The sequence below is a fragment of the Nocardia sp. NPDC051321 genome, assembly GCF_044455225.1.
In the GTDB taxonomy this organism is placed as follows: domain Bacteria; phylum Actinomycetota; class Actinomycetes; order Mycobacteriales; family Mycobacteriaceae; genus Nocardia.
Genome location: NZ_JBITEM010000011.1, coordinates 57,231 through 83,361, shown reverse-complemented (window position 1 = coordinate 83,361; position 26,131 = coordinate 57,231). Strand labels below are relative to the sequence as shown.

The following is a 26,131-nucleotide window of genomic DNA, read 5'->3' as shown; positions in this document are numbered from 1 at the left end:
TGGGGGTCCCGGGGGTGGGATCGGGGCGCGGGGGGCCCTGGCGCTTCGACAGCTCGGACGCGAGACGGGCCACGAACGGCGCTCGTAAGACTCGCGCTGTGGTGGCCAGGCTTGTTACGGGAGGTCGCGGGCACAGGCTAGCCGCTAGTCACTCCGCAGTTCGTCCCGTGCGCGGTCGGCGCCGAGTTTCGGCGGGCGAGTCCGGATATGACCTATGACGTCGTGTGCCATCGGCCTGATCCCGAACTGGACGCAGCTTGCCTCGTCCTGCACGGACCCTACGGTTCGTGCAGGACCATCATGCAGGCTAGCCGCGACCAGTGTAGTTAGGGGCCTCGACGGTCATCGTGATGTCGTGCGGGTGACTCTCCTTGAGACCGGCCGCGGTGATCTGCACGAACTGCGCGTCCTGCAGGTGCGCGATGGACTGCGAGCCGGTGTAGCCCATGGCCGCGCGCAGGCCGCCGACGAGCTGGTGGATGACCTGATTGACCGGGCCGCGGAACGGCACCCGGCCCTCGATGCCCTCGGGGACCAGCTTGTCCTCGGCGAGCACGTCGTCCTGGAAGTAGCGGTCCTTGGAGAAGGACTTGGCCTGGCCTCGGCCCTGCATCGCGCCGAGCGAACCCATGCCGCGATAGCTCTTGAACTGCTTGCCGCCCACCAGGATCAACTCGCCCGGCGATTCGGCGGTGCCCGCCAGCAGCGAGCCGAGCATCACGGTGGACGCGCCTGCCGCGATCGCCTTGGCGATATCGCCGGAGAACTGGATGCCGCCGTCGGCGATCACCGGAACACCGTGCGGCTTGCAGGCGGCGACGGCCTCGAGGATCGCGGTGATCTGCGGCGCGCCGACACCGGCGACCACGCGGGTGGTGCAGATGGAGCCGGGACCGACGCCGACCTTCACCGCGTCGGCGCCCGCCTCGACGAGCGCGAGAGAGCCTGCCCTGGTCGCGACGTTGCCGCCGACGATCTGGATCCGGTCGCCGACCTCGGCCTTGATCTTGGTGACCATCTGCAGCACCTGGGCCTGGTGGCCGTGCGCGGTATCCACGATGAGCACGTCGACGCCGGCGTCGGACAGCGTCATAGCGCGCGACCAGGCGTCGTCGCCGACACCGACCGCGGCACCGACCAGCAGGCGGCCGTCGCGGTCCTTGGTGGCGTTCGGGTACTGATCGGTTTTGACGAAGTCCTTGACCGTGATGAGCCCGCGCAGCTTGCCGTTGCCGTCGACGATCGGCAGCTTCTCGATCTTGTGCCTGCGCAGCAGGCCGAGCGCGGCCTCGGCGGTGACGCCCTCCTGCGCGGTGATCAACGGCGCCTTGGTCATCACCTCTTCGACCCTGCGGTTCTGGTCGACCTCGAAACGCATGTCGCGGTTGGTGATGATGCCGACAAGGCTGCCGACCTCGTCCACCACGGGCAGGCCCGAGATGCGGAACCGGGCGCACATGGCGTCGACCTCGGCGAGGGTGTCGGACGGTCGGCAAGTGACCGGGTCGGTCACCATGCCCGCCTCGGACCGCTTCACGGTCTCCACCTGGGCGGCCTGATCGGCGCCGGACAGGTTGCGATGCAGCACACCCATGCCACCCGCCCTGGCCATCGAGATGGCCATCCTGGCCTCGGTCACCGTGTCCATCGCGGAACTGACCAGCGGGGTCCGCAGGCGGATATCCCTGGTCAGTTGGCTGGAGGTCTCCACAGAGCTGGGGATGAGATCCGAGGCGGCGGGCAGCAACAGCACATCGTCGAATGTGAGGCCGAGCATGGCGATCTTGTTCGGATCGTCACCACCCGTAGATGGGCGGACAGTATTCACCCACCCCGCCGGCTCCGCCGGCTGCCGTCCCCTAGCGGTGCGTTCGCCCGATACGGGATTACTCATTCGGATCGACTCCTCCTGGACGTCGACAGCGACCGGCGCCGGTGTCACCGGCGCCGCGCGCAGCTGATGGGATGGACTGGTAGCTCCGGGAATAGTGTCGGGTGCTCGCCGGGGCCTGACACCATGGTATCTGTCCCGCAAACTCGTCGGCGCAGTGAGCCCACCGGGGGATGGCAGGGAGGCGGAGCCGACCGGGGGCGGGTAAGCACCGGGGGATGGCAGGGAGGCGGAGCCGACCGGGGCGGGTAAGCACCGGGAGATGACGGGGAGACGAAGCCGACCCGGGGGTAAGGACCGGGCGATCGTGAAGGGGCGGAGCGTACCGGGGGCGGGTAAGTACGGGGGACGGCAGGGAGGCGGAGCCGACCGGGGACGGGCAAGCGCCGACGAAACTTGCGGCCGACATAGCTGGCGCAGACCACCCTGTTCTGCGTACCGTGGGGATGTGCGTGACCATCTACCACCTGGCTTGCCGCCGGATCCGTTCGCCGGAGACCCCTCCGACCCGTCCGCCGCGCTCGACGCCATCGAGCCCGGTGAGCCGCTGGATCCCCATGAGCGCCTTGCGGTCGAGGAAGATCTCGCCGATTTGGCCGTCTACGAGGCGCTACTAGCGCACCGCGGCATCCGCGGACTAGTGGTGAGCTGCGAAGACTGTCGGCAGGATCACTACCACGACTGGGACATGTTGCGCGCCAACCTACTTCAACTGTTGGTGGACGGCACCGTGCGCCCGCACGAGCCCGCCTACGATCCGACGCCGGAAGCCTACGTCACCTGGGATTACTGCCGGGGATACGCGGACGCCTCGATGAACGAGGCCTTCCACGGCGACGGATTCGACGGATTCGACAACTGAGGTTCGCAGTACCGGACCGATGACGCGTCCCCATGGGGAGCGCGCGTGCAGTGGCATTCAGCGCTGTGATCTTCGACGCACTCGCCGATGGATTTCAGATGCCTGGCCGCCGGAGCACAACACCTCCAACGACAGAAAACCGACCGCCGCTAGGCAATCGGTTCTTGTCTTGTTCGAGATTCTCTCGCGGGTTGCTAGCGCCGCTTGTTACGTCGGAGTCGCCGCGCCGCCGGCGCCGGGCGGTATGACGAACGTGGTGCCCGGATTGCCTTGCGTCGGTACCCGAGTCGGCGGCTGCTGGGTCTGGCCACCGCTGTCCCCGGTCGGCTCGACCACCGTCGGCTTGGACACGGTGGTCGGCGTCGCCTGCGGTGGTGTGGTGGTCGGCTCCACCGTCGGCGGCGGCGTGGTCACCGTCGGCGGAGTCGGCTTGTCCTCACTCGGGGGTGTGGTCGGTTCGGTGGGTTCGGTCGGCTTGTCGCTCGGCTGCGCCGGCTTCGTCTGCAGAATCGTCACCGAGGGATCGACCGGCGGGATCGGCTTCGTCGACGGGCCGGGGCTCGTCGACGGGTCGGTTGGCTTACCCGAGGTGCCCTGATCCAGCTGATCGGCCAAGTCGCCGTAGCCCGCGTCACGCAACTGGTTGACGAGGCGTTGCCACTCCGTCATCAGCTCGTCGTGCCTACCGGCGTTGTCGACCTTGTCGGCGTTCGCCTTCGCCTGCTCCAAGCGCTCCTTGGCCTGCACCGGGTTCTGGCTGATCAGCTTCCCCGCTTCAGTCAGATCGGTGCCTGCCCGTTGCGCCACGGTGCTCTGCGCCGCCTGATTGAAGACGACTTCCTTGAGATTCCACAGCGGATCGCCGGGCTCGGAGTTATACGAGAACGCCGTCATGCCGCCGAAAACCAGTGCCAGTGCCGCCGCGGCCCCGAGGAGCGGGCGAACAAGCCTTAGCCGGTTGCTGCCTTGTGCCCCGTTCCGGAACTGCCGGGCGCCGATCTCCTGGTTGACCGCGGCAACGATCGCATCCAGATCCGGCGCCGCGGTCATCGGCGGAGCGATGAGCTCCGCTCGCCAGTCCGCGAGTAACGTCGCGAGCTGATATTCCTCCGCGCTGTCGGTCCGTACCGGGCCATCGCTGCCGATGGCGTCGATCAACGCGTCGTCGCGGCGTACCGCGGCGATGTCGACCGGACCGGTGTCTCCGGACGCGTCGGCGTAGGGACCGCTGTTTCGCGATCCAAGCCGCGCTTTCCAGTCACCCCGACCGCGCTCGCCATCCCTAGCCATACATTTCACCTGCCCTCGCCACTTGAGACTTCAGTTTCGCGAGCGCCCTGTGCTGGGCCACTCGTATCGCCCCCGCCGTACTGCCCACGGCGACTGCGGTTTCTTCGGCTGACAAACCCATGACCAATCGCAGGATCAGGATCTCTCGATGTTTCTCGGGGAGTGTCGCGAGCAGACGGTTCATCTGCCTGCTCGTCTCCGATTCGAGAGCTCGTTGTTCCGGACCATGGTCGGTGGATATGACATCTGGTACTTCGGCCATTGCCTCCGCCTTGTTACGGGCGGCGTTGCGATGGGCGTCGGCGACCTTGTGCGAAGCGATTCCGTAAACGAAGGCCATGAAGGGCCTGCCCTGGTCTTGATACCTGGGCAAGGCGGTCATCACGGCCAAACAGACCTCCTGCGCAACGTCATCCGCGGAGAGCTGCCCACGCTCCGCGGCTCCGATCCGCGCGCGGCAATAACGCACCACGAGCGGGCGGATCATCTCCAGCACCTGAGCTAAAGCGGATCTGTCGCCCTGCGCAGCCGCAGTGACGGCGAGGTCCAACTCTTCGCCCATGTTCGTCATCGTCAGAGAGATTCCCGGCGTTACAAGTGGCACGGTCGGTGATGACCAGTGCTTCCGCCGAAGCGGCGGAACGGATCTAACAATAGCGATACAGCGCGCGGAACAAGGCAACACGGTCGCCCTTCTACGCACAGGCCCCGCGCAACCTGATGTAGTCCCACTTAAAAGCTTTGCGACGGCTAGGCGCTCGGTTGCACCGCGGTCGCCGGACGAAACCGACCGCCACGTCGGACGATGGTCGCGGCGCAGTCCTCGGCCTCGGCCCCGGCACCCGCGACGCCGAGCCCGTCCCGCAGCATCGCGCTCGCCCAGCGCAACGGCAGCAGGCCGTGTTCACGGCACTGCTCGGCCACCTGCTCGGCGAGCGCGCGCGACCGGTCGTGCTCCCCCGCCACCGCGACCGCCGCGGCGACCAGTAGCCGCGATTTGACCTGATGCCGCACCGACGGCGCACGCTCGGCGAGCTCGAGCGCCGCGGCCGCGTACGTCACGGCAGGCTCGACAGTGCCTGCGGCGAGCGAGGTTTCGGCACAGACCCACTGCCTGCGGATGGCGGGCCGCCAGCCGAGCCGGTCGTCCGGCACCACCTCGGCGGCGCGGCCGAGCAGCCGCCAGGCCAGCGCGACCCGGCCGATGCCGAGCGCGTCGGCCGCGAGACCGGTCAGCGCGTCACAGATCGCGTCGGCGCGGTCGAACGGAAAGCCGGGCCCGGAGTCCACCGTGCGGTCGCCCATCGATCGCACGGAGAGCAGTGCGGCGGCCTGTCCGTCGAAGACTGCGGCGCGGGCGTGCCAGCCGAGCTGGCGCAGCAGCGAACCCTCGGTGCTCGCGGCCAGCGAAAGCACCGTCGGATCGGTGCTGCGGGCGCGGGCAATTCGCAATTCGGCGCGGGCCGCGGCATATCGGCCCTGACCGCCGAGAATCACCGCTCGATACCAGGAACTCAGCGCGTCGGGCGCGGTCGGCAACTCGGCAGCGGCACGCCCGGGGTGCGCGCCGAAGGCGCTCTCGGCGAGTATCTCGAATGCGGTATCTCCGAGCGGAGCAGGTGCGAACACGGCCGAAACTGTATACCGGGCCGGTTCGAGATGGCCGGGAGAAAGACCGGGCCCGACCAACCGGCAACCACTCAGCATTTCTGATCACTATGCGATGTTTCCATCAGGTAAAACTCGTACCGGCAATCACCGAGCGCCCGCGTTCGGAATTCACACGCGTTTCGCGCAATTAACCCCAGCGCCCCGTTTCCGCCATCTCGGATCTGCTCGCCGTACCCGCCGCCGAGCGGGGCTGTGACCGCGCCCACCCGGCCCCCGCCGGGCTCTGATCGGCCCGCTGCCCCCAAAAATGGGATCTACCAGCGGAAATAGGTCTCGAATCGAAGCAGCGGCGAGCCACGTACCACTGGTCAACCGATCAGTATCGCCGGAACCAATGCAAAAAGTAAACAGCTCAAAGGTTAAATTTGGCAGCCTAAGATTTGGGAAACTGCTGCGCCGAACTATTGACGGAATTTCGCGGCTGGACCTAACGTAGCTCATCGCCACGGTCGGCGCCGCGCGAAATTGCAGCGACCGCAACGGGCGAGCACAGGGGCACCCGCCGACACAGCGCAGTGGCCTACCACACTTTTGCAGAACAACTGCTCGACAACGCTGACGAGCTCGCACCACGAGGAGTTCACACAATGCCCATGCCGACCCACCTCCCCGGGCCGAACGCCGATGTCTGGGATTGGCAGATGCGAGGGTCCTGCCGCGGGCAGGACTCCGCCGTGTTCTTCCATCCCGACGGCGAACGTGGCCGAGCCCGTACCGCGCGCGAGATGCGCGCCAAAGAGATCTGCCGGGCCTGCCCGGTACTGATGCAGTGCCGCAGCCACGCCCTCAAAGTCAGCGAGCCTTACGGCATCTGGGGCGGCATGTCCGAGACCGAACGCGAGATGCACGCCCGCCGTAATCGGCGGCGCATGGCGGTGTAGTTGAAATTGTTCCCATCCGCGGGGTGCAGCGCGCCGAATCCCTAGCAAACAACCGGCAGGCAATACGCGGTCACCACCGCTACGCCTGCGGCGGCTACGACCCGAAGCCGCACACCCTGTCGAGCCCTGCGTTTCGCGGTTAGCTTTCGGCGTGTCACGGCGTGTCTCTAGTTAGAGCCACCCGGCGTGTCGAAGTTTTCCGCAAAGTCGCTGGGCCACAGGTGGTTTGCCGACACCCCCAGCCGATGGGATGTCATAGCGACCCGCTACGGTGGTGACCGATGACACAGAATGGAGCGTTGTGACAACGCGGCAGCCGGCCGCAGAGGGCGACTCGTTCCGAAGAGATGCCTTCTTACCCGGTGTGGATTCTGCGGTTACGGCCCGCGCCGCCGAGAGCATCGAACTCGCCGACCTGCTACATCGTTGCGGCGAGTCCGACCAGGAAGCCTTTGCCGAGCTATACGACCGGACGTCCGCGCGCGTCTTCGGTCTGGTGCTGCGCGTCCTGCACGACCCCGGCTACGCCGAGGAGACGACGCAGGAGGTCTACCTGCAGATCTGGCGCACCGCAGCCAGTTTCGACGCCGACAAGGGGTCGGCCGTGACGTGGTTGATGACGCTTGCGCACCGGCGGGCCGTCGACCGGGTGCGCGCCGAGCAGGCACACACCCAACGCGAGGTCGCCTACGGAATCCGAGTCCTCGGTAACGAATTCGACGAAGTGACCGAAGAAGTAGAGCGAAGGCTCGAACAGCAGGCCGTCCTCGATGGACTCGCGACCTTGACCGAGACCCAGCGAGAGGCCATCTCGCTCGCCTACTACGGCGGGCGGACCTACGCGGAGGTCGCGCTGTACCTCGGAGTAGGGTTACCGACCGTTAAGTCCCGAATTCGGGACGGATTGACACGACTCAAAAAAAGTTTGGGGGTGACGTGAGATGAATGAACGCCAGGTCGATCTCGCGCACACCGTCGCGCTCGGATCGATCGACGACGTAGATCACCATGAGGTGCAGGAACTGCTCGACACCGAGGACCCCGCCCTACGCGCGGAGTTCATCACCGAGATCGGGCAGACGAGAGAAGCGCTCGCCATGCTGGCCAGCGCGACAGCGACACCACCGCCCGCCACGCTGCGCACCCGATTGCTCGCCGCCATAGCCGCGGAGCAACCCCCCGTAGCCTCTTGATTTCGTAAAAACGAAGGCCCCCGGACTCGATGTCCGAGGGCCTTCTCTGGTTTCAGCTCAGTGGCTGTGACCGTGGTGGCTGTGGTCGGCCGCCTCTTCGGCGGGCTTTTCCACGATCGCGCTCTCGGTGGTGAGGATCATCCGCGCCACCGACGCCGCGTTCACGACGGCCGAGCGGGTCACCTTCACCGGATCGACGACGCCGTCGGTCAGCAGGTCACCGTAGGTGAGGGTGGCGGCGTTGAAGCCCTCCTTGCCCTCGGCGACCTTGCTGACCACCACGGAGCCGTCGACGCCCGCGTTGGTGGCGATCCAGAACAGCGGCGCCGACAGTGCGGTCCGCACCACCTCGACGCCGGTGGCCTCGTCACCGGACAGCGAGTCGCGCAGCTCGATCAGCGTGGCGGCCGCCTGCACCAGCGCGGAGCCGCCACCGGGCACGATGCCCTCCTCGACGGCGGCCTTGGCCGCGCTCACCGCGTCCTCGACCCGGTACTTGCGCTCCTTGAGCGCGGTCTCGGTGGCCGCGCCCACCTTGATCACCGCGACGCCGCCGGACAGCTTCGCCAGCCGCTCCTCGAGCTTCTCGCGATCCCAGTCGGAGTCGGTGGCCTCGATCTCGCGGCGCAGCTGCGCGCCACGGGCCGCGATGTCTTCCTTGGTGCCGACGCCGTCGACGATGGTGGTGTCGTCCTTGGTGACGACGATGCGCCGCGCCTGGCCCAGTACGTCCAGGCCCGCCTCGCGCAGGTTGATGCCGAGGTCAGGGTTGATCACGGTGCCCGCGGTGACCACGGCCAGGTCGTCGAGGAACGCCTTGCGCCGGTCACCGAAGAACGGCGCCTTGACCGCGACGGCCTTGATCGTCTTGCGGATCGAGTTGACCACCAGAGTGGACAGCGCCTCGCCCTCGACGTCCTCGGCGATGATCAGCACCGGCTTGCCGGATTCGGCGATCTTCTCCAGCAGCGGCAGGAAGTCGGGCAGCGAGCTGATCTTCTCGCGGTGCAGCAGGATGAGCGCATCCTCGAGCACGGCCTGCTGGCTGTCGGTGTCGGTGACGAAGTAGGGCGAGAGGTAGCCCTTGTCGAACTGAACGCCTTCGGTGACAACGAGTTCGGTCTGCGTCGTCGAGGATTCCTCGACGGTGACCACGCCGTCCTTGCCGACGACGGTCAGCGCCTTGCCGACCATCTCGCCGATCTCCTCGTCGCGCGAGGACACGGTGGCGACCTGTGCGATCGCCTTCTCGCCGGACACCGGGGTGGCCGCGGCGAGCAGCGCGGCCGAGACCGCGTCGGCGGCCTTGGCGATGCCGTAGCCGAGCGAGATCGGATTCGCGCCTGCGGCAACGTTCTTCAGGCCGGCCCGCACCAGCGCCTGGGCCAGCACGGTCGCGGTGGTTGTGCCGTCGCCCGCAACATCGTTGGTCTTGGTGGCGACGCTCTTGACCAGCTGCGCGCCGAGGTTCTCGAACGGATCTTCCAGGTCGATCTCGCGCGCGATGGTGACACCGTCGTTGGTCACGGTCGGGCCGCCGAAGGCCTTCGCGAGCACCACGTGGCGACCGCGCGGGCCGAGGGTGACCTTGACGGCGTCGGCGAGCTTGTCGACTCCGCGTTCCAGAGCCCGGCGAGCCTTCTCGTCGAACTCGATCTGCTTTGCCATAAGTCCTATTCCTTGGATTCCAGGGCCGGCCTCGAGCATTCGCTCTCAGCTGAGATGAGACTGCCCCGGTCCCCGCTCAGGGGAACCGGGGCAGCATCATGACGACTCGATCCCGGCGGTCGGGTGAGCATGGAACGTCACCACTCGATCCCGGCTCTCGCCGGAACGACCGCGCGGGGCGCGGGTCACTTGGTGACGACGGCCAGCACGTCGCGCGCCGACAGGATGAGGTATTCCTCGCCCTGGTACTTGATCTCGGTGCCGCCGTACTTGCTGTAGATAACGGTGTCACCCTCCTTGACGTCGACCGGGATGCGGTCACCCTTGTCGGTGACGCGTCCTTCGCCGACGGCGATGACGGTGCCCTCCTGCGGCTTTTCCTTCGCCGTGTCGGGGATGACCAGGCCGGAGGCCGTCGTCGTCTCGGCCTCGTTGGCCTGGACGAGGATCTTGTCCTCGAGCGGCTTGATGTTCACGCTCGCCACGTTGAGCCCTCCACTTTCAGGGGATGTCGTCCGGAACTGTTGTTCCGGACCATCGGTATCAGGTTTTGGTGCTGACCCTGTCGCATAGCCCCGTCGTCGCGGGTGCCGGGACCCCTGCTCAGTAGTCAAAATGCCTGGCAACGCACCGTGCATCGGATGGACGGAAGTCCGGCCGCGCACATCAGCAGTGCCGACTAGCACTCTATACATGAGAGTGCCAGCGCTCAAGGCCGGGATGTGCCAATTTCAGATCGCCACGAACCTCAGTGTTCGCCGACACGCCCGACGCACGCCGGGAGGGGTTTTCAAGCGATCCAGAAAACTGTAACGTTCGGATAACGGATTGTGACACTATTGACGACGGTCGCTGTCCGACCGCTGTGTTCGTCACGAACCGGTGCCGTCGGAGACCAGGGGTTGTCACAGAACGTACGTCGCTACACCGCTCGGCGTCACCGAATACCTCAGCGTGAACCGAAGTTCCGGCGTCATCGAACACCAAGCGTCATAGAAGACACCAGCGCCATCAGAGCTGCACCAGAGAGCTAGCCACACGTGATCCATCGCCGGTCCCCACGACCCATCCGGATAACGGGACCGAACGGGTTTCGAGTCCTGATCGTCCGTCGGCACGCGGCGATCGGGCAGTCCAATCGAGATGGTCGGCGCCACAAGACCATCCGCTCGAAGGGAGGTGAATGAACATGCGAACATCCCTCGGTATCTCGGCCGGGTCCGAGGTCGTGTGCTCGGCGCTGGTCGCCACCGCGTCGAACGGCGCGCAGAGCTTCGACTACCGCGTCGTATCCGCCGACGCGGCCCACTCCGACCTCGGCGATCTCGTCGCGTCCTCGATCGAGCTGATGACCACCCAGCTACCCACGACGCAGCTCGCGCACGACACGGGCTATCCGGTCGGCGCGCGCTTCGCGGGCGCGCAGCCGCGCAATCTGGAATCGCCGACAAGTCGCCCGCCGACCAGCGTCGCCGTCGCCTACCGCAGCAAGGAGCAGGCGCAGGCGATCCGCTCGGCCACCGGCAAGCAGCGCGAACTACGTCTGGTCCCGGAGGGCTCCGCGGCACTCACCTTCCTGCGGCACACCGGCCTGCTCGACCGCTACGAGACCGTGGCCATCGTCGACCTCGGCGCCACCGGGCTCAGCGTCACCGTCGCCGACCAGGCCGACGGCACCGTGCTCCGGTCCGAGCGCACCATCGCGATCAGCGGCAACGCCATCGACGACCTCATCTACCACCACCTGGTCGACCTGCACTACGCCCGGCGCGGCACCCGCCCGAACCGCGGCATGCTGACCAACCGCGGCCGCGCCGCCAAGGAACACCTGTCCATCGCGCCCGCCGTCACCATCGACCACGTCGCGGGCAGGCCGCTCAAACTGAGCAGGGCCGATTTCGAGGAGCTGATCGCCGATTTGCTGCGCGAGACGGCGGTGTTCGCCGCCGCGGTGTTCGCGCGGGCGCCCAAGTTCCCGGAGGCGGTGACGGTGATCGGCGGCGGAGCCAACATCCCCGCCGTGGTCGACACGCTCGCCGGGCAGCTGGACATCCCGGTGTTCACCGTGGAGGATCCCGACGCGGTGATCGCCAAAGGCGCCGCGCTGGTTGCCGATTCGGTGCAGCCGTCGGTGTTCCCGGTGGCCGCGCTCGGCTCCGACGCGCCGGTCGGCACGTTCACCAAGGTGGTCGGCACGCTGGCCGGGGCGATCGTGGTGGTCGGGCTGATCATCGGCTACGGCGTGAAGACCTTCGCACCCACCTCGGACGACGAGATCTCCCCCGCGGGCACCACGAGCAGCGTGTCGCAGCTGCCGCCGTCGCCGGGCAGCATCGTGCCGCCGACCGGAGCGGGCACCGCGACCAGCGGACGGAACCAGGAAAGCACCAATCGTCCACCGGGCGGCAACATTCCGTCGATCACCCAGGACCGAGGCCAGCCGTCGAGCACGCAGACCTCGGCGCCCGTCATCCCGCCGACCCAGCCGACGCTGCGCCCCGACCCGAACCTCCCGGTGATCCCGTTCCCGGAACTGCTCGGCCCGCTGTTCGGCAACACCACCGGCCCGCAGCCGGGTTCGGGCAGCCCGGACAAAAACCGGCCCACCACGCCCACCCCGAAATCGGCACCCACCCAGGCCCCTGCGCAGACATACCTGCCGATGCCGCCCCGGCATAACTCAGACTCGGTCGCCCCCGGCGTCGGAAACCCGTGGCAGCCCGGCGAGACTGACTAACCCGCTCAGCAGCCGCAGCACGTACTTATCCGGCGAGTACGACGAAGGACGGCCCAAGGTAAGCAGCCCCGAAAGCTGAAGACTGTCCAGGTTTTTCCGTGAGTAGTGTGGTCGAGTCGTGTGCCGTACCCGGCTTTAGGTGCACGTCAGGTGCGAGATGTTGCGTTCCGGCGTGGTCCTCTGGCTGTGGTGGCGTTATAGAGATTTTCAAGATCAAGTGAGTCAAATGGTTGCTGCCAGAGATCATTTAGCGACCATTTGACTCACCTCGATGAGCGAGTACCACCTTTTGGCTCCCCTCGATGCACGCCACATGTACTGCACCGGGTTGTTGCCTCCGGGCGCGTGTGCGGTATCGGGTTTCGGCTGATTATCTTGCGGTGACGCCCTGCCAGGCGCTTTCAAACCGGTATCGCAACAAATCCGCACCCTCACTCGGGATCCACACTCGGAGTAGGGCCCTAAAGTCGGTGCGTATCCCGAGTAAGGGTGCGGATTGTGTTGCATGCGTGGGGGTTTGGGGGCCGCACACCGGTTGTGCGACCTGCACACCAGGTGTACTGGGGGTGCGGCTCACACAAAGGGTGAGCGGTTGAGCGTCGACGGTGTTGCGGGGTGGTTCAAGGTTGAGGGGAGTCAAATGGTTGCTGTTGGAGATCAAATGGCGACCATTTGACTCACCTCGAGGGGCTGGGGGCCACCGCCGGAGGTTCAGGTGACTCGGCTGACTGAGACCGGCAGGCCTGGGTCGGTTGCCACTGTGAGCGGGGATGGCTTGGCGCCGCCTGCGATCACGTGGGCGCCGAGTGCGGCGATCATTACTCCGTTGTCTGTGCACAGGCGGGGCTTGGGTACGCGTAACGTCAATCCGGCTGCGGCGCAACGCTCCTCGGCCATTGAGCGGATTCGGGAGTTGGCGGTTGCGCCGCCGCCGAGTACCAGTGTGTCCACGCCGACGTCCTGCGCCGCGCGCACTGCCTTCATGGTGAGCACGTCGGCGACCGCCTCTTGGAAGGAAGCGGCGATGTCGGGGATCGGCAGGTCCTCGGCGGTCAGTCCGCTGCGTTGCGCCGACTCGACGTAGCGGGCGACGGCCGTTTTCAGCCCGGAGAACGAGAAGTCGTAGCGGGCGTCTCGCGGGCCGGTCATGCCGCGTGGAAACGCGATCGCGCGCGAATCCCCACGCGTCGCAGCGGCATCGAGCGCGGGACCGCCGGGGAAGCCGAGACCGAGCAGCCGCGCCACCTTGTCGAACGCCTCGCCCGCCGCATCGTCGACGGTGCTACCCAGCTCGGTGATCGGCTCGGCCAGATCGGTGACCTTCAGTAGATGGGTGTGGCCGCCGGAGACGAGCAGCGCGACGCACGGCGGCATCGGGCCGTGCTCCAGGGTGTCCACCGCGACATGGCCGCCGAGATGGTTCAGCGCGTAGAACGGCACATCCCACGCCGCCGCATAGGCTTTCGCGGCCGCGACACCGACCAGCAGCGCACCGGCCAGGCCGGGGCCGATGGTCACGGCCAAGGCGTCCGGCTTGGCGATGCCCGCCGTGGCGAGCGCCCGGCGCATGGCGGGCACGATCGCCTCGAGATGGGCACGCGACGCGATCTCGGGCACCACGCCGCCGAACCGTGCGTGCTGGTCGACGCTGGAGGCGACCTCGTCGGCGAGCAGTTCACAACTGCCGTCGGCGTGCCTGCGCACGACGCCGACTCCGGTTTCGTCGCAGGAACTTTCGATGCCCATGATGATCACGAGAGGACCTCGTCCGGGAGGGGCAGCGCGCTCAACGCGGGCCTGCGCATGGTGTAGGCGTCGGCGCCACTGGGATGGTAGTAGTTCTTGCGCAACCCGATGATGTGGAAGCCGTGCTTGGCGTACAGCGCGATCGCGGGGGTGTTGTCGGTGCGTACCTCGAGGAACATCGGCCCGCCGCGCTTGGCCGCCTCGGCGAGCAGCGCCTCGAGCAGCAAGGTCCCGATGCCGGCTCGCAGGCAGGCGGGGTCGACGCCGATGGTGTGCACCTCGGCCTCGGGGTGTTCGTCATCACCGAGCAGCGCGACGCCGGCGTAGCCGACCATTCGCCCGTCGTCGTCGCGCGCGGTGATGTAGCGATTGTGCGGTGCGGCGAGCTCCGATTGGAACGCCACCGCGTGCCAGGGATCGTCCTCGGGAAACAGCAGCTGCTCGAGTTCGACGCAACGCTCGATGTCCGCGGTGACCATCGGCTCGATTCGGATAGCCACCGCGGTCACGCTCCCGTCCGGTCGAGGGCGCGGTAGCTCTTCTCGACGGCGTCGGGCCTGCGCAGGTACAGCGGCACCAGCGCGGCGGGCACCGCGCGCCCGAGCAGGTCCGCCGCCGCGGCCTGAACCAGCCCGGCGGGCGAGGGCGTCTCCACCGGAAGCACGGGTAGGTCGAAGAAGTCGACGTGCGAGGCGGATCCGGCGATCACCGTGGCCTGCGCCATATCCACCTCGCTCGGCTTGGCCACGTCCGGCCCCGCGACGCGCATGCCGTCGCGGTAGCGCGCCCAGTACACCTCCCTGCGGCGCGCGTCGGTCACCACGAGCAGTTCGCTGCCCGCTGTGAGGTCGGACACCGCGTCGGCGGCGATCCCGTCGAGGCTGCACACGCCGTACACCGGAATGCCCAGCGCGTCACCGAAGGCCGCGGCCGTCGCCATGCCGACGCGCAACCCGGTGAACGGGCCCGGCCCGATGCCGACCACGACCGCGTCGATGTCGGACCTGGAACGGCCTGCCTCGCTGAGACATTCGAGAATCTGCGGGGTGAGGACCTCGGCATGGGCGCGCGGATCGACGCGCACACGGGCGGCGAGGGTGCGGGTGTCATATCGAGCGACCGATAAGCGTTCGCCTGCGCTGCCCCGTGGCGCGACCGGCATCCGGTCGCCACCGACGGTGGCCGCGCCCGGTGCGGCCTGCTCCAGTTCCACCAATCCCGCTGTCACGGCGGGTGTCGCGGTGTCGACGCTTAATACCAGCATGATTGATCCAACGATACCGGTTGGTAGCTGCCGTCGGTGCGGAGCTACCGGGTAGTTAATCGACCCATTCCCATTCGGCGGTGCGCACGTCCGACTCCGGTTCGCGCGAAAGCAGCACCCGCAGGTGCCGATCGGTCAGATGTTCCACGACGCCACGGCCCCACTCCACCACGACCACCGCCTGATGCAGGTCGGTGTCGAGGTCGAGGGCGTCCAGCTCGTCCAGGTCGCCGCCGAGCCGATAGGCGTCCACGTGCACCAGCGGCACCGCGCCGTCGCGCTCGCCGGCCCGATGCTGGCGGGCGATGATGAAGGTCGGCGAGCTGACCCGGCCCTGCACGCCGAGACCCGCGGCGATGCCCCTGGTGAGCGCGGTCTTGCCCGCGCCGAGCGGGCCGTCGAGCACCACCAGGTCACCCGCGCCGAGGCCGGCCGCCAGCTCCCGGCCGAGCGCCTCGGTGTCGGCGACGGTGGGCAGGGTCCGCTGCTGCCGGTCAGCCACTGGTCGCCTCCGAGGCCTGGGTCGGTTCGCGCACGCCCGCGCGGACGAGCAATCGATCGAGTGCGTCGTTGACGATATCCGGGTACTGCAGGTGCGCCATGTGCGCGGCGCCGATGAGGCGGATCACTTCACTGCTCGGCAGCTCGTGCGACAGCGCAAGCGAGTTGCGGAACGGGATCACCAGGTCGTTGGTGCCGCCGAGGACAAGGACCGGCAGGTGCGCGAGGGTGGGCAGCGCGGCCGATTCGTCGTGCAACTCGATGGCTTTCAGGAATTTCACGATGGTCTCGACCGGCGTCCGATCGATCATCATGGTGGTGAATCGGGACAGGGTGGGACTCACCTCGCCGTGATACGAGCTGACGTGCAGGATCGGCGCGATCACATGTCGCGCCGTGGAACGGCCCGCCTGGACCAGCGCGGGCGCGGTGGTCACGGCCATCCGGAAGCCGTCGATCGCCGGGTTGCGCAGCAGCTGGGTGATGCCCGCCGCGGTGACCTCGGCGGCGGCCGTGGAGAGCAGCGCTACCCCGATCACCCTGGCCTCGAACAGCTCCGGGAATTGCGCGGCGGCGGCCAGCACTGCCATCCCGCCCATCGAATGGCCGACCAGCACCACCCGTCCGGTCGGCGCGCTCGCCGTGATCACCGCGGCGAGGTCGCGGCCGAGTTGGGCGACGGTGCAGCTCGCCGTCTCCGGCGTGCCGGAGCGCCCGTGCCCGCGCAGGTCGAACAGGACGAGGCGCGCGCTTGCGCCCCACCGCTTTTCGAGGTCGCGGCGCTGAAAGTGGAAGGACTCCATGGTGTTGCAGAAGCCGTGCACGAAAATGACCGTGACCGGCGCGTCCGCGGGACCGCATTCGCGGGTGGCCAGGCGAACGCCGTCGTCGGTGAGCACCGCGCCGGAGCGGTCCTCGTCGATGAGATCGAAGTTCTCGTCCCGGTATTCGTCGCGACGGGCAGGCCACAGCACCCTGGCACCAGCCCGGCGCAGCGCGTGTGCCCCGGCCAGCGCGCCGATCACTCCCGCGGTGGCCAAGCCGCCGCGAACCGGGGTGATCCGGGGGCGTCTCACCGGGCACCGCCCACGTAGCGGCGGACAGCTCTGCCGCGCGGGGCGCAGACCACCTCGTAGTTGAGGGTGTCGAGCTGGTTCGCCCAGTCCTCGGCCCGCGGTTGACCCTGACCGCCGCCGAACATGATCGCGACCTCACCCTCGCGGATGTTCGCGGCGTTGTCGCCGAGGTCGACGACGAACTGATCCATACAGACCCGACCGACGTTCGGGTACCGCGCGCCGCCGATCCAAACCTCGAAACGTCCACTCAGCGGCCGGAATACACCGTCGGCGTAGCCGGCGGGGATGAGTGCGACCGTGGTATCGTGCGGGGCGATCCAGGTGTGCCCATAGGAAACGCCCGCCCCGGCGGCGATCTGCTTCACCTGAACGACGCGCGCTTGGAAGGTCATCGCGGGACGCAATCCGAAATCGCCGAGGTCGGGGACCGGCGAGTGACCGTACATCGCGATGCCGGGGCGGACCAGGTCGAAGGCGAGGTCGGGGCGGGTCAGCGTGGCAGGTGTGTTGGCCAGGTGCACCAGTTCCGGTTCCAGGCCGTGTTCCTTGGCGACGGCGATGGCCTCCAGGAAGCGGTCACGCTGCAGGTCATTGGTCGGGTGCTCGGGTTCGTCGCCGCGGGCGAGGTGGGAGAAGATCGCCCGGAAGCGCACCGCCTGCTCGTCGACGAGGGTCCGCAGTTCCGCGAGGGCCTGCGGGTATTCGAACGTCGACAAGCCGTTGCGATTGAGTCCGGTATCCACCTTGAGGGTGACCGTCGGGGCGCGGCCCGTGCTCCTGGCCGCCGCTTCCACCGCACGCAGCTGGCTGAGCGAGGAGACGCCGATCTCGATGTCGGCGCCGATCGCGGCGGCATAGTCCGCGTCGGAGTCGTTGAGCCAGCTCAGGATCGGCGCCGTGATGCCGGCCTCGCGCAGCTGGACGGCCTCGTCGATCGTGGTGACACCCAGTTCGGCGGCACCCGCGGCCAACGCCGCCTTGCCGACCTCGACGGCACCGTGGTTGTATCCGTCGGCCTTGACCACGGCCATCACGGCGGCATCGCCCGCGAGTTCGCGCAGGACGCGCACGTTGTGTGCGATGGCATCCAGATCGACGACAGTCTCCACCTGCGCGTTCACGCTTGTCCGCCTCTCCGGGATTCAGGCCAGACGCGGCGGCCACGGCGGTGGCCTCGGCGGCTAGCGGTGACGCGGCGGGCTGTGGTCAGCCCGTACCCGACGAGTTACCCATGTGCTGTCGAAGTCAGTCGTCACGATTGTTCTTGCTGAAGTCTATTGGGGCGGGGATATCTGGTTGCGGCGAGTTGCCCCGGCCGTGTTCTGCGGCACAGTGGGGCGGACGGTCCTATCACTGAACTCCGCGGAGTAGCGGGCAAGCGGCGAACCTCGAGTCAGACGTCCGAACGGGCCAGGGCGCGAAGGGTGCGGATGGCCGGGCGGATGTGGTCCAGCAGCGGGGTTGCCGAGATGGGCGCGGCGTCGGGGTGGCCTTCGTGCGCGGCGAGGTTGGCGGCAAGAGAGTGCACCCGTGCTGCTGCCGCGGCGGCCCGGCTCGGGCGGTGACCCGCGGCGAGGAGCGCGCCGATGATGCCGGAAAGGACATCACCCGCGCCCGCGGTGGCAGCCCAGGACGCGCCTGCCTCGTTGACCAGAACCGGAGCGCCCGGGGTGGCGACAAGGGTGGCTCGCCCCTTCAGCAGCACGGTGAGCTGCCATTCTTCGGCGAGCGAGCGCACCGCGCTCACCCGATCGTCACCGACCTCCGCCCTGGTTAGTCGCGCGAATTCGCCTGCGTGCGGGGTCAATACGGTCGGGGCCGAGCGGCCGCGAACCAGGTCGGGTTCGGCGGCGAGCATGGTGAGGCCGTCGGCGTCCACCACCACCGGCAGGTCGGTAGCGAGGATCTCGACGAGCCGCTTGTGCGCGTCGGCGTCGGTGCTGGCACCGGGTCCGAACACCCAGGCCTGTACTCGGCCGACCTGCGAGACATGCTCGGTGGCAATGACTTCCGGGAAATGGGCGAGGATATCGGCGGCGCCGGTTCCGGCATAGCGGACCAGGCCGGAGGTCGCCGCGACGACGGCACCGGTGCACAACACCCCCGCACCCGGATACTCGGCACTGCCCGCGCAGACGCCGGTGACGCCCTGGGAGTACTTGTCGTCGGCCGCATCCGGTACCGGCCAGCCCGCGCCGATCGAAGCGGGTTCCAGCGCCGCCAGATTCGGCTCGGGTAAGCGTAACCCGATGGGCACCAGCTCGATTCGCCCGCAGTGCGGTGCAGCCAGCACATGCACCGGCTTGTACGCGCCGAACGCGACGGTGACATCGGCCCGGACGGCAGGGCCGGTGATCGCGCCGGTATCCGGATCCACGCCGCTCGGCAAATCCGCGGCAATGATCGGGACACGCAGCGCCGCAACGAGTTCCGCGGCATTCGGGCGCAGCGCGCCGTGGCCGGAGATGCCGACTATGCCGTCGATCACCAGATCCGGCTCGCCGATCTCGTCGCGTACCCGGCCGCCCGCCTTACGCAGCGCCGCAAGACCTTTCGCATGGGCACGGGCCGGATTCAACAGCACCGCGGTGACCGCGACACCGCGGCGGCGCAGCATCGACCCGGCCCACAGCGCGTCGCCGCCGTTGTCACCGGAACCGACGAGCAGGGTCACCGAGCGTCCGGCGACACCGCCGGTGCGTGCCCGCAACTCGCCTGCGACGACGGTGGCCAGGCCGTACGCCGCACGTTGCATCGGGACGCCGTCCGGAACTCTGGTGAACAGCTCGGCCTCGGCCTCGCGTACTTCGTCGGCGGTGTAATAACCCCGCTGCGTGGACATGGGCGATCCTCCACTTCAGTACCGTCTGTTACGCACCGCACGGCACCGAGAGCGCCGCACAAGCCCGCAACGACAGCAGACTACGCTTGGCGATCATGCCTATGGTCAAGCCCCGTGCAAGGTCTACACAGGTTGTTACCGGTTTCGTGCTGGCAGCGGCGTTGCTGGTCGCCGGGTGCGGCGGTAGCGACTCCGGCGCGGTCGCGACGACCACGAAGCGATCACATCCGACCACCACGACATCGCAGCCCTCGGGCGATACGAAGCCCGCGGCCAGCACGGTCGAGGTGAACGACATGAAGTTCGCCCCCGCCGAAGTCACCGTCAAGACCGGCGACACGGTCACCTGGCACTTCGCTGATAAGGCCCCGCACACCGTGCAGGGCATCGGCGACAAGGCGATGGGCCTCAACAGCCCCATCATCGACAAGGGCGACTGGAGCTACACCTTCACCGTGCCCGGCACCTACCGGTACCTCTGCTCGCTGCACCCGGAAATGCGCGGCACCGTCACCGTGCAGTAGCCGGCCTGCTAGACCGGCCGATAGTGGCGGGCGCGCGGGCCGCGCACGGAACTGGTGTTGAGTGCTTCGACGGCCGCAACCAAAGGTGCCAGCTCGGGGTCGGCAGCGGCTTGACCCAACGCGCTGGAGAGGGCGGCGTCGTGGGTGGGCCTGGCCTGTTCCAGGAGGGTCAGGCCAGGCGGGGTGACGTCTGTGTAGATGCCGCGACGGTCGTCGGGGCACAGATAGCGCTGGAGTAGGCCGCGATCCTCTAGGCGGGTCACCAGCCGCGTCGTTGCGCTCTGACTCAACACGACGGCCTCGGCGACCTGGTTCATCCGCAGGTGACCGCCCGTCCCATCGTGCTGGCGGCTGAGCACCACCAGCAGCGAGTACTCGCGAACGCTCAGGTCGTGGCCGCCCTGTAGGGCCCGTTCGATGTGCGCCTCGATCCGATCGTGCAGCAGCGACAGTGCGTACCAGCCATCGGCCAGGCCGGTCAGGGCGGCATCCGCGGTCATCGCGTTCCTTCCGCGTAGAGGTTGTCCCTCCAGGATAGATGAATACCGCAATAGCCCGCGCTTGCGATTATCACGCGTCTGCAATTATTGTTGACGCCTGTAAGAAACAGGCGCAACTATCGTGGAGGCTCCCGCTCATGCCGCTCGCACTCCTCGCCCTGACGCTCGGGGCCTTCGGAATCGGCACCACCGAATTCGTCGTCGTCGGGTTACTCCCCGACATCGCCGCCACCTACGCGGTATCCATCCCCACCGCAGGGCTACTGGTCACCGGGTACGCGCTCGGCGTCGTGGTCGGCGCGCCGCTGATGACCGGGCTCGGCACCCGGGTCTCGCGCAAGCGGATGCTGCTCGGCATGCTGCTGCTTCTGGTGGCCGGCAACGTATTGTCCGCTGTCGCACCCACGTTCGGCCTGATGCTGACCGGACGGATCGTGGCCGCACTGGCACACGGCGCGTTCTTCGGCATCGGCGCGGTCGTCGCCGGTGCCGTGGTTCGCCCGGACAAGCGCGCCGGGGCGATCGCGATCATGTTCACCGGACTGACCGTCGCCACCATGGTCGGCGTGCCGTTGGGCACCCTGCTCGGCCAGCAATTCGGCTGGCGGCTCACCTTCCTGATCGTCGCGCTGGTCGGCCTGATCGGCCTGGCCGGTATCGCCCTGCTGGTGCCGGAACAGCCCGCCCCGCAGGACGCGCGGCTGCGCACCGAACTCGCCGTCTTCCGCAACCCGCAGGTGCTGCTCGCGATGGCGATGACCGTGCTCGGCTTCGGCGGTGTCTTCGCCGCGATCACCTATCTCGCACCGATGATGACCGAGGTCACCGGTTTCGCGGAAAGCTCGGTCACCTGGCTGCTCGTGCTGTTCGGCTTCGGCTTCTTCCTCGGCAACCTGATCGGCGGCAAGTTCGCCGACCGCCACCTGATGCCGATGCTCTACCTGTCCCTCGGCGGGCTGGCCGTGGTGCTCGCCCTGTTCACCCTCACCGCACACAACAAGATCGCCGCCGCGATCACCGTCGTGCTGATCGGCGCCCTCGGCTTCGCCACCGTCCCGCCCCTGCAGAAGCGCGTGCTCGACCAGGCTTCCGGCGCACCGACTTTGGCGTCGGCCGTCAATATCGGCGCCTTCAACCTCGGCAACGCTATCTCCGCCTGGCTCGGCGGCCTGGTCATCGCCGCGGGTCTCGGCTACACCGCCCCCAATTGGGTCGGCGTCGTCCTGGTCGTCATCGCCCTGGCTCTGGCCGTGTGGTCCGGCGCCTTGGAACGCCGCCCGACCAGCCGAATCCACCCTGCCGCAACCGATTCCCTGGTCCTTGCCTCCCACCCGTGACTCACGCACGAGTGTTCCTGACCCTATGAACAAACGCACCCGAATCGCTGAGCGGTTCGGGGTGCGTCGGTTGAAACGGTTGGGACCGTGGGTTATTCGACGGTGACGGACTTGGCCAGGTTGCGCGGCTTGTCCACGTCGTAGCCGCGGGCCTGGGCTACTTCGGCGGCGAAGATCTGCAGCGGAACCGTCGACAGCAGCGGCTGGAACAGCGTGGGGGCCGTCGGGATCTCGATGAGGTCGTCGGCGAACGGGCGGACCGTGTCGTCGCCCTCCTCGGCGATCACGATGGTGCGCGCGCCGCGGGCCTGGATCTCGCGAATGTTGCTGAGCAGCTTGGAGTGCAGTACCGCGCGCCCCTTCGGAGACGGCATCACCACGATCACCGGCAGGCCCTCTTCGATCAGCGCGATCGGGCCGTGCTTGAGCTCGCCCGCCGCGAAACCCTCGGCGTGCATGTACGCCAACTCTTTGAGCTTGAGCGCACCCTCCAGCGCCACCGGGTACCCGACGTGGCGGCCGAGGAACAGCACCGTCGACACGTGTGCCAGCTCGCGCGCGATCGCCCGCACCTGCGGCGCCGTCTCCAACACCCGCTCCACCAGCTTCGGCATCGCCTCGAGTTCGGCGAACTCGCGGGCCACCTCGTCCGGGTACTTGGTGCCGCGCGCCTGCGCCAAGGCCAGCCCCACCAGGTAATTCGCGGTCACCTGAGCCAGGAACGCCTTGGTCGAGGCGACGCCGATCTCCGGTCCGGCCCTGGTGTAGAGCACCGCGTCGGACTCGCGCGGGATCTGCGCGCCATTGGTATTGCAGATCGCGAGCACGCGCGCCTTCTGCTCCTTGGCGTGGCGCACCGCCTCGAGCGTGTCGGCCGTCTCCCCTGACTGCGAGATCGCCACCACCAGCGTGGAACGATCCAGCACCGGGTCGCGGTAACGGAATTCGCTGGCCAGCTCCACCTCGACGGGCAGCCTGGTCCAGTGCTCGATCGCATACTTGGCCAGCAGCCCGGAGTGGTAGGCGCTACCGCAGGCGACCACGAAGACCTTGTCGAAGTCGCGCAGTTCCTGATCGGCGAGCCGCTGTTCGTCCAGCACGATCCGGCCCGCGCCGTCGGAGTCCACGCTGAAATGCCCGATCAGCGTGTCCGCGACGGCGGCGGGCTGCTCCTCGATCTCCTTGAGCATGAAATAGTCGTGGCCACCCTTCTCGGCGGCGGCCAGATCCCAGTCGATGGTGAACGGCCGAGTACGCGCGGCCGCGTCGTCGCCGGCGAAATCGGTGACCGTGTAGCCGTCGGCGGTGATCACCACGGCCTGGTCCTGACCGAGCTCGACCGCCTCGCGGGTGTGCTCGATGAACGCCGTGACGTCCGAGGCGATGAACATCTCGCCCTTGCCGACACCGACGACCAGCGGCGTCGAGCGCCGCGCCGCGAAGATCAGGTCCGGGTGGTCGGCATGGGTGAAGACCAGCGTGAACGCGCCCTCCAACCGGCGAACCACCGCGAGCGCGCTGGCCGCGAAGTCGCCCGCCGTCGGACCGTCGGCGTAGGCCCTGGCCACCAGGTGCACGGCGACCTCGGTGTCGGTGTCGCTGCGCAGCTCGACGCCCGCGTCCTCCAGTTCCCGGCGCAGCGGGGCGAAGTTTTCGATGATCCCGTTGTGCACGACGGCGACCTTGCCGCTGTCGTCCCGATGCGGGTGCGCGTTGCGGTCGGTCGGCGCGCCGTGCGTTGCCCAGCGCGTATGTCCCATTCCGGTGCTGCCCGCGAACCGCGCCACCCCGATTTCGGCGAGTTCGGCCTCGAGATTCGCCAGCTTGCCCGCCTTGCGTTCCACTGCCAACGCACCGGCACCGTCGACGATCGCCACACCCGCGGAGTCGTAGCCGCGATATTCCATGCGGCGCAACGCGTCAACGACAACGCCGAGCGCGTCCCGGTATCCGACGTACCCCACGATTCCGCACATGGCTCACCAGAGTACTTATCGGATAACGTTCTCGTCGTGTCGGCGTCTGTGAAATCACTCCTGAGCACCCTGACCAGCCGCGGCCCCCATCGGGTGCTGCGCGGCAATTTGGCCATCGCCGGGCAGCCGGGGGTGGTATTCACGCCCGAATCCGGGCTCAACCTGCCCGCCGTCGCGTTCGGGCACGGCTGGCTGACCGGCGCCGCCAACTACCGGCAGCTACTCGAGCACCTCGCGTCCTGGGGTTTCGTGGCCGCCGCCCCCGACACCGAGCGCGGGCCGATCCCGTCACATCTCGGCCTGGCCACCGACCTGCTCACCACCTTGGACATCTGCACCGGTGTGCGACTCGGCGACGGCACCATCAGCGTGCACCCCGACCGGCTCGCCCTGGTCGGCCACGGCATGGGCGCCGGCGCCGCCGTCATCGCCGCCGCCCAGCGCCAGGTAGCCGCGGTCGCCGCACTGTTCCCGGCCCCCACCGCACCGTCCGCGGAAACCCTCGCCCCCGACCTCGACACGCCCGCCCTGATCCTGGCCGGCGCCACCGACCTCGCCTCGGTCAGCTCCAACGCCATCCCCCTCGCCACCGCATGGGGCGGCCCCTCGGTCTTCCGCGCGATCGACGGCGCCTCCCACAACGGCATCATCGAGGGCCGCCGCATGCTAGCCGCCGTCGGCGCAGGCAAACACGAATCCAAAACCGCCCGCACCACCCGAGCCCTACTCACCGGCTACCTACTCGCCACCGTCGCCCGCGACAAGACCTACCACCCCTTCGCCGATCCCGAAGCAGACATCCCCCACACAGCCGTCGTCGACCCCGAAGCCAAAGAAGACAAGCCCGCCCCCAAACTCAAGATCACCCAACTCGCCGGCCTACTCCGCCGATAACACCCACTGCACACCGGTTGTGTGAGCCGCACCCCCAGTACACCTGGTGTGCAGGTCACACAACCGGTGTTCGGCACTCAACTGCCCACGCATGCACCAGAATCCGCACCCTCACTCGGATACGCACCGACTTCAGGGCCCTATTCCGAGTGCGGATCCCCAAGTGAGGGTGCGGATTTGTTGCGATCGGTTTGGGAGCGCCTGACAGGGCGTCGCAACCAGATGATCAGGGCGAAACACGACACCGCACTTCCGGCCCGAGGCAACTACCCGGTGCAGTACACGTGGCGTGCATCGAGGTGAGGCAAATGGTGGTACTCGCTCGTCGAGGTGAGTCAAATGGTCGCTAAATGATCTCTGGCAGCAACCATTTGACTCACTTGATCTTGAAAATCTCTATAACGTCACCACAGCCAGAGGACCACGCTGGAACGCAACATCTCGCACCTGACGTGCACCTAAAGCCGGGTACGGCACACGACCCGACCACACTACTCACGGGAAAACCTGGACAGGTCTTCAGCTTCAGGGCTGCTCACCTTGGGTCGTCCTTAGCCGTACCCATCCGGATAAGTACACCCATCGAGTCCTTCGGTGTGCTGCTCCGATAGGTGCACATATCCCAGGGAATGATCGAGCAATGCTGGGCACGTCGCCTGCCCTCCCCGGCTTTCTCTTCCGCAGCCAGTAATGGGCAACGCTCAAGTCCCAGCGTGAGAACTGGCTGTGGTCCCGTTGAGGGACCTTCCGCAATCGAGGTGAGCCAAATGGTCGTTCTCGCTCATCGAGGTGAGTCATATGGTCGCTTTACAAGATCTTTAAGCGACCATATGACTCACCTCGATGTTGGGTGGCTGTGCGGTGCTGAGCCCGGAGCCAGCAGCGGTCAGATCAGCCAGGTTTCACGCTGATAAAAGGCGGCTTCCTCATCCTCCTGGTCTACCGGGAGGACATCTCGGCTCGCTTTGCGCGCGGCAATCGAGCGGGCAATGGCTTCGCGTTGTTCGCGGGCCGCTGTCTCCAGTCGTTCCCGTTCTTCGACCTCGGCGCGGGCTTTGTCCAGTTCGTCCGAGTGTGCCGAACAGAACTCGCGCATTTCGGCGGCGGCGGCAGCGGTGAGTTCGCGGCTGGTGTCCGCGGTCTTGCGGTTGATCTGCTCGAGCTCGTCCAGCAGTAGGGCCGAGCGGCGACGGCATTCCTCGGCGACACGCTCGATCTCCTCGGCGTAACTCACGATGTCGATTCTCCCCGATCCGCAAGTGGACATCAGCGAGC

24 protein-coding genes are annotated in these 26,131 nt (G+C 67.6%); 8 read left to right on the top strand and 16 right to left on the bottom strand.

Going from position 1 to position 26,131, the window contains the following annotated elements; translation table 11 throughout:
- Positions 1–307 precede the first annotated feature (307 nt).
- Entirely contained in the window at positions 308–1,777 is a 1,470-nt protein-coding gene (guaB, locus tag ACIA8C_RS26145) for an IMP dehydrogenase (RefSeq protein WP_396995728.1), read from the bottom strand.
- A gap of 562 nt (positions 1,778–2,339) precedes the next feature.
- On the opposite strand from guaB, the gene ACIA8C_RS26140 reads away from it, so the two are divergent.
- A complete protein-coding gene (locus tag ACIA8C_RS26140; protein ID WP_022567296.1) occupies positions 2,340–2,753 on the top strand; it encodes a DUF5319 domain-containing protein in 414 nt (137 codons plus the stop codon).
- A gap of 207 nt (positions 2,754–2,960) precedes the next feature.
- Here the strand turns inward: ACIA8C_RS26140 and ACIA8C_RS26135 are convergent, their stop codons facing one another.
- The 3 genes from ACIA8C_RS26135 to ACIA8C_RS26125 all read right to left on the bottom strand — a co-directional run bounded on the left by ACIA8C_RS26135 (position 2,961) and on the right by ACIA8C_RS26125 (position 5,672).
- Positions 2,961–4,043 carry an anti-sigma-D factor RsdA gene (locus ACIA8C_RS26135; protein ID WP_397139063.1) on the bottom strand — a complete coding sequence of 361 codons (1,083 nt, stop codon included), beginning with the start codon at positions 4,041–4,043 and terminating at the stop codon, positions 2,961–2,963.
- Positions 4,036–4,614 carry a sigma-70 family RNA polymerase sigma factor gene (locus ACIA8C_RS26130; protein ID WP_357386413.1) on the bottom strand — a complete coding sequence of 193 codons (579 nt, stop codon included), beginning with the start codon at positions 4,612–4,614 and terminating at the stop codon, positions 4,036–4,038. Before ACIA8C_RS26130 ends, ACIA8C_RS26135 begins: the two co-directional genes overlap by 8 nt.
- A gap of 179 nt (positions 4,615–4,793) precedes the next feature.
- Complete coding sequence (locus ACIA8C_RS26125) at positions 4,794–5,672, bottom strand: hypothetical protein (RefSeq protein WP_397139061.1); 879 nt, start codon at positions 5,670–5,672, stop codon at positions 4,794–4,796.
- A 629-nt stretch (positions 5,673–6,301) separates the two neighbouring features.
- Between ACIA8C_RS26125 and ACIA8C_RS26120 the strand changes: the two genes are divergently transcribed.
- The 3 genes from ACIA8C_RS26120 (at position 6,302) to ACIA8C_RS26110 (ending at position 7,788) form a co-directional block, all read left to right on the top strand.
- Entirely contained in the window at positions 6,302–6,595 is a 294-nt protein-coding gene (locus tag ACIA8C_RS26120; RefSeq protein ID WP_014981828.1) for a WhiB family transcriptional regulator, read from the top strand.
- Between the two features lie 364 nt (positions 6,596–6,959).
- Positions 6,960–7,535, top strand: coding sequence for a sigma-70 family RNA polymerase sigma factor (locus ACIA8C_RS26115; protein WP_396995546.1), 576 nt, complete (start codon positions 6,960–6,962; stop codon positions 7,533–7,535).
- A gap of 1 nt (position 7,536) precedes the next feature.
- Positions 7,537–7,788 carry a hypothetical protein gene (locus tag ACIA8C_RS26110; RefSeq protein WP_397139059.1) on the top strand — a complete coding sequence of 84 codons (252 nt, stop codon included), beginning with the start codon at positions 7,537–7,539 and terminating at the stop codon, positions 7,786–7,788.
- Between the two features lie 57 nt (positions 7,789–7,845).
- On the opposite strand, the gene groL is transcribed toward ACIA8C_RS26110, so the two are convergent.
- Both groL and groES read right to left on the bottom strand, forming a co-directional pair.
- Complete coding sequence (gene groL / locus ACIA8C_RS26105; protein ID WP_397139057.1) at positions 7,846–9,456, bottom strand: chaperonin GroEL; 1,611 nt, start codon at positions 9,454–9,456, stop codon at positions 7,846–7,848.
- 185 nt (positions 9,457–9,641) lie between these two features.
- The gene (groES, locus tag ACIA8C_RS26100) at positions 9,642–9,941 is read right to left on the bottom strand and encodes a co-chaperone GroES (protein ID WP_014981824.1); all 300 of its coding nucleotides are present in this window, start codon (positions 9,939–9,941) and stop codon (positions 9,642–9,644) included.
- Positions 9,942–10,645: 704 nt separating this feature from the next.
- On the opposite strand from groES, the gene ACIA8C_RS26095 reads away from it, so the two are divergent.
- Positions 10,646–12,193, top strand: coding sequence for an Hsp70 family protein (locus ACIA8C_RS26095; RefSeq protein ID WP_397139055.1), 1,548 nt, complete (start codon positions 10,646–10,648; stop codon positions 12,191–12,193).
- 711 nt (positions 12,194–12,904) lie between these two features.
- On the opposite strand, the gene tsaD is transcribed toward ACIA8C_RS26095, so the two are convergent.
- From tsaD to ACIA8C_RS26060, 7 genes are all read right to left on the bottom strand, one after another.
- Positions 12,905–13,948 carry a tRNA (adenosine(37)-N6)-threonylcarbamoyltransferase complex transferase subunit TsaD gene (gene tsaD, locus ACIA8C_RS26090; RefSeq protein ID WP_397139053.1) on the bottom strand — a complete coding sequence of 348 codons (1,044 nt, stop codon included), beginning with the start codon at positions 13,946–13,948 and terminating at the stop codon, positions 12,905–12,907.
- Positions 13,945–14,439, bottom strand: a complete 495-nt coding sequence (rimI, locus tag ACIA8C_RS26085; RefSeq protein ID WP_397139051.1) for a ribosomal protein S18-alanine N-acetyltransferase — start codon at positions 14,437–14,439, stop codon at positions 13,945–13,947. Before rimI ends, tsaD begins: the two co-directional genes overlap by 4 nt.
- 5 nt (positions 14,440–14,444) lie before the next feature.
- The gene (gene tsaB / locus ACIA8C_RS26080; RefSeq protein ID WP_397139049.1) at positions 14,445–15,203 is read right to left on the bottom strand and encodes a tRNA (adenosine(37)-N6)-threonylcarbamoyltransferase complex dimerization subunit type 1 TsaB; all 759 of its coding nucleotides are present in this window, start codon (positions 15,201–15,203) and stop codon (positions 14,445–14,447) included.
- Positions 15,204–15,258: 55 nt separating this feature from the next.
- Entirely contained in the window at positions 15,259–15,705 is a 447-nt protein-coding gene (gene tsaE / locus ACIA8C_RS26075; RefSeq protein WP_397139047.1) for a tRNA (adenosine(37)-N6)-threonylcarbamoyltransferase complex ATPase subunit type 1 TsaE, read from the bottom strand.
- A complete protein-coding gene (locus tag ACIA8C_RS26070; RefSeq protein WP_397139044.1) occupies positions 15,698–16,780 on the bottom strand; it encodes an alpha/beta fold hydrolase in 1,083 nt (360 codons plus the stop codon). Before ACIA8C_RS26070 ends, tsaE begins: the two co-directional genes overlap by 8 nt.
- Positions 16,777–17,925, bottom strand: coding sequence for an alanine racemase (alr, locus tag ACIA8C_RS26065; RefSeq protein WP_397139606.1), 1,149 nt, complete (start codon positions 17,923–17,925; stop codon positions 16,777–16,779). Before alr ends, ACIA8C_RS26070 begins: the two co-directional genes overlap by 4 nt.
- Before the next feature lie 251 nt (positions 17,926–18,176).
- A complete protein-coding gene (locus ACIA8C_RS26060) occupies positions 18,177–19,625 on the bottom strand; it encodes an NAD(P)H-hydrate dehydratase (protein ID WP_397139042.1) in 1,449 nt (482 codons plus the stop codon).
- Between the two features lie 95 nt (positions 19,626–19,720).
- On the opposite strand from ACIA8C_RS26060, the gene ACIA8C_RS26055 reads away from it, so the two are divergent.
- Complete coding sequence (locus ACIA8C_RS26055) at positions 19,721–20,149, top strand: cupredoxin family copper-binding protein (protein WP_397139040.1); 429 nt, start codon at positions 19,721–19,723, stop codon at positions 20,147–20,149.
- Between the two features lie 8 nt (positions 20,150–20,157).
- On the opposite strand, the gene ACIA8C_RS26050 is transcribed toward ACIA8C_RS26055, so the two are convergent.
- Positions 20,158–20,649 (bottom strand): MarR family winged helix-turn-helix transcriptional regulator, encoded by a 492-nt coding sequence (locus ACIA8C_RS26050; protein ID WP_397139038.1) that lies wholly within the window; start codon positions 20,647–20,649, stop codon positions 20,158–20,160.
- A gap of 137 nt (positions 20,650–20,786) precedes the next feature.
- On the opposite strand from ACIA8C_RS26050, the gene ACIA8C_RS26045 reads away from it, so the two are divergent.
- Positions 20,787–21,986 carry an MFS transporter gene (locus ACIA8C_RS26045; protein WP_397139036.1) on the top strand — a complete coding sequence of 400 codons (1,200 nt, stop codon included), beginning with the start codon at positions 20,787–20,789 and terminating at the stop codon, positions 21,984–21,986.
- A gap of 92 nt (positions 21,987–22,078) precedes the next feature.
- Here the strand turns inward: ACIA8C_RS26045 and glmS are convergent, their stop codons facing one another.
- Complete coding sequence (glmS, locus tag ACIA8C_RS26040; RefSeq protein ID WP_397139034.1) at positions 22,079–23,962, bottom strand: glutamine--fructose-6-phosphate transaminase (isomerizing); 1,884 nt, start codon at positions 23,960–23,962, stop codon at positions 22,079–22,081.
- Between the two features lie 36 nt (positions 23,963–23,998).
- Here glmS and ACIA8C_RS26035 point away from each other — a divergent pair, with 36 nt between their 5' ends.
- Positions 23,999–24,856, top strand: a complete 858-nt coding sequence (locus ACIA8C_RS26035; protein WP_397139032.1) for a dienelactone hydrolase family protein — start codon at positions 23,999–24,001, stop codon at positions 24,854–24,856.
- Between the two features lie 886 nt (positions 24,857–25,742).
- On the opposite strand, the gene ACIA8C_RS26030 is transcribed toward ACIA8C_RS26035, so the two are convergent.
- Entirely contained in the window at positions 25,743–26,090 is a 348-nt protein-coding gene (locus tag ACIA8C_RS26030) for a hypothetical protein (protein WP_397139030.1), read from the bottom strand.
- Positions 26,091–26,131: the final 41 nt, after the last annotated feature.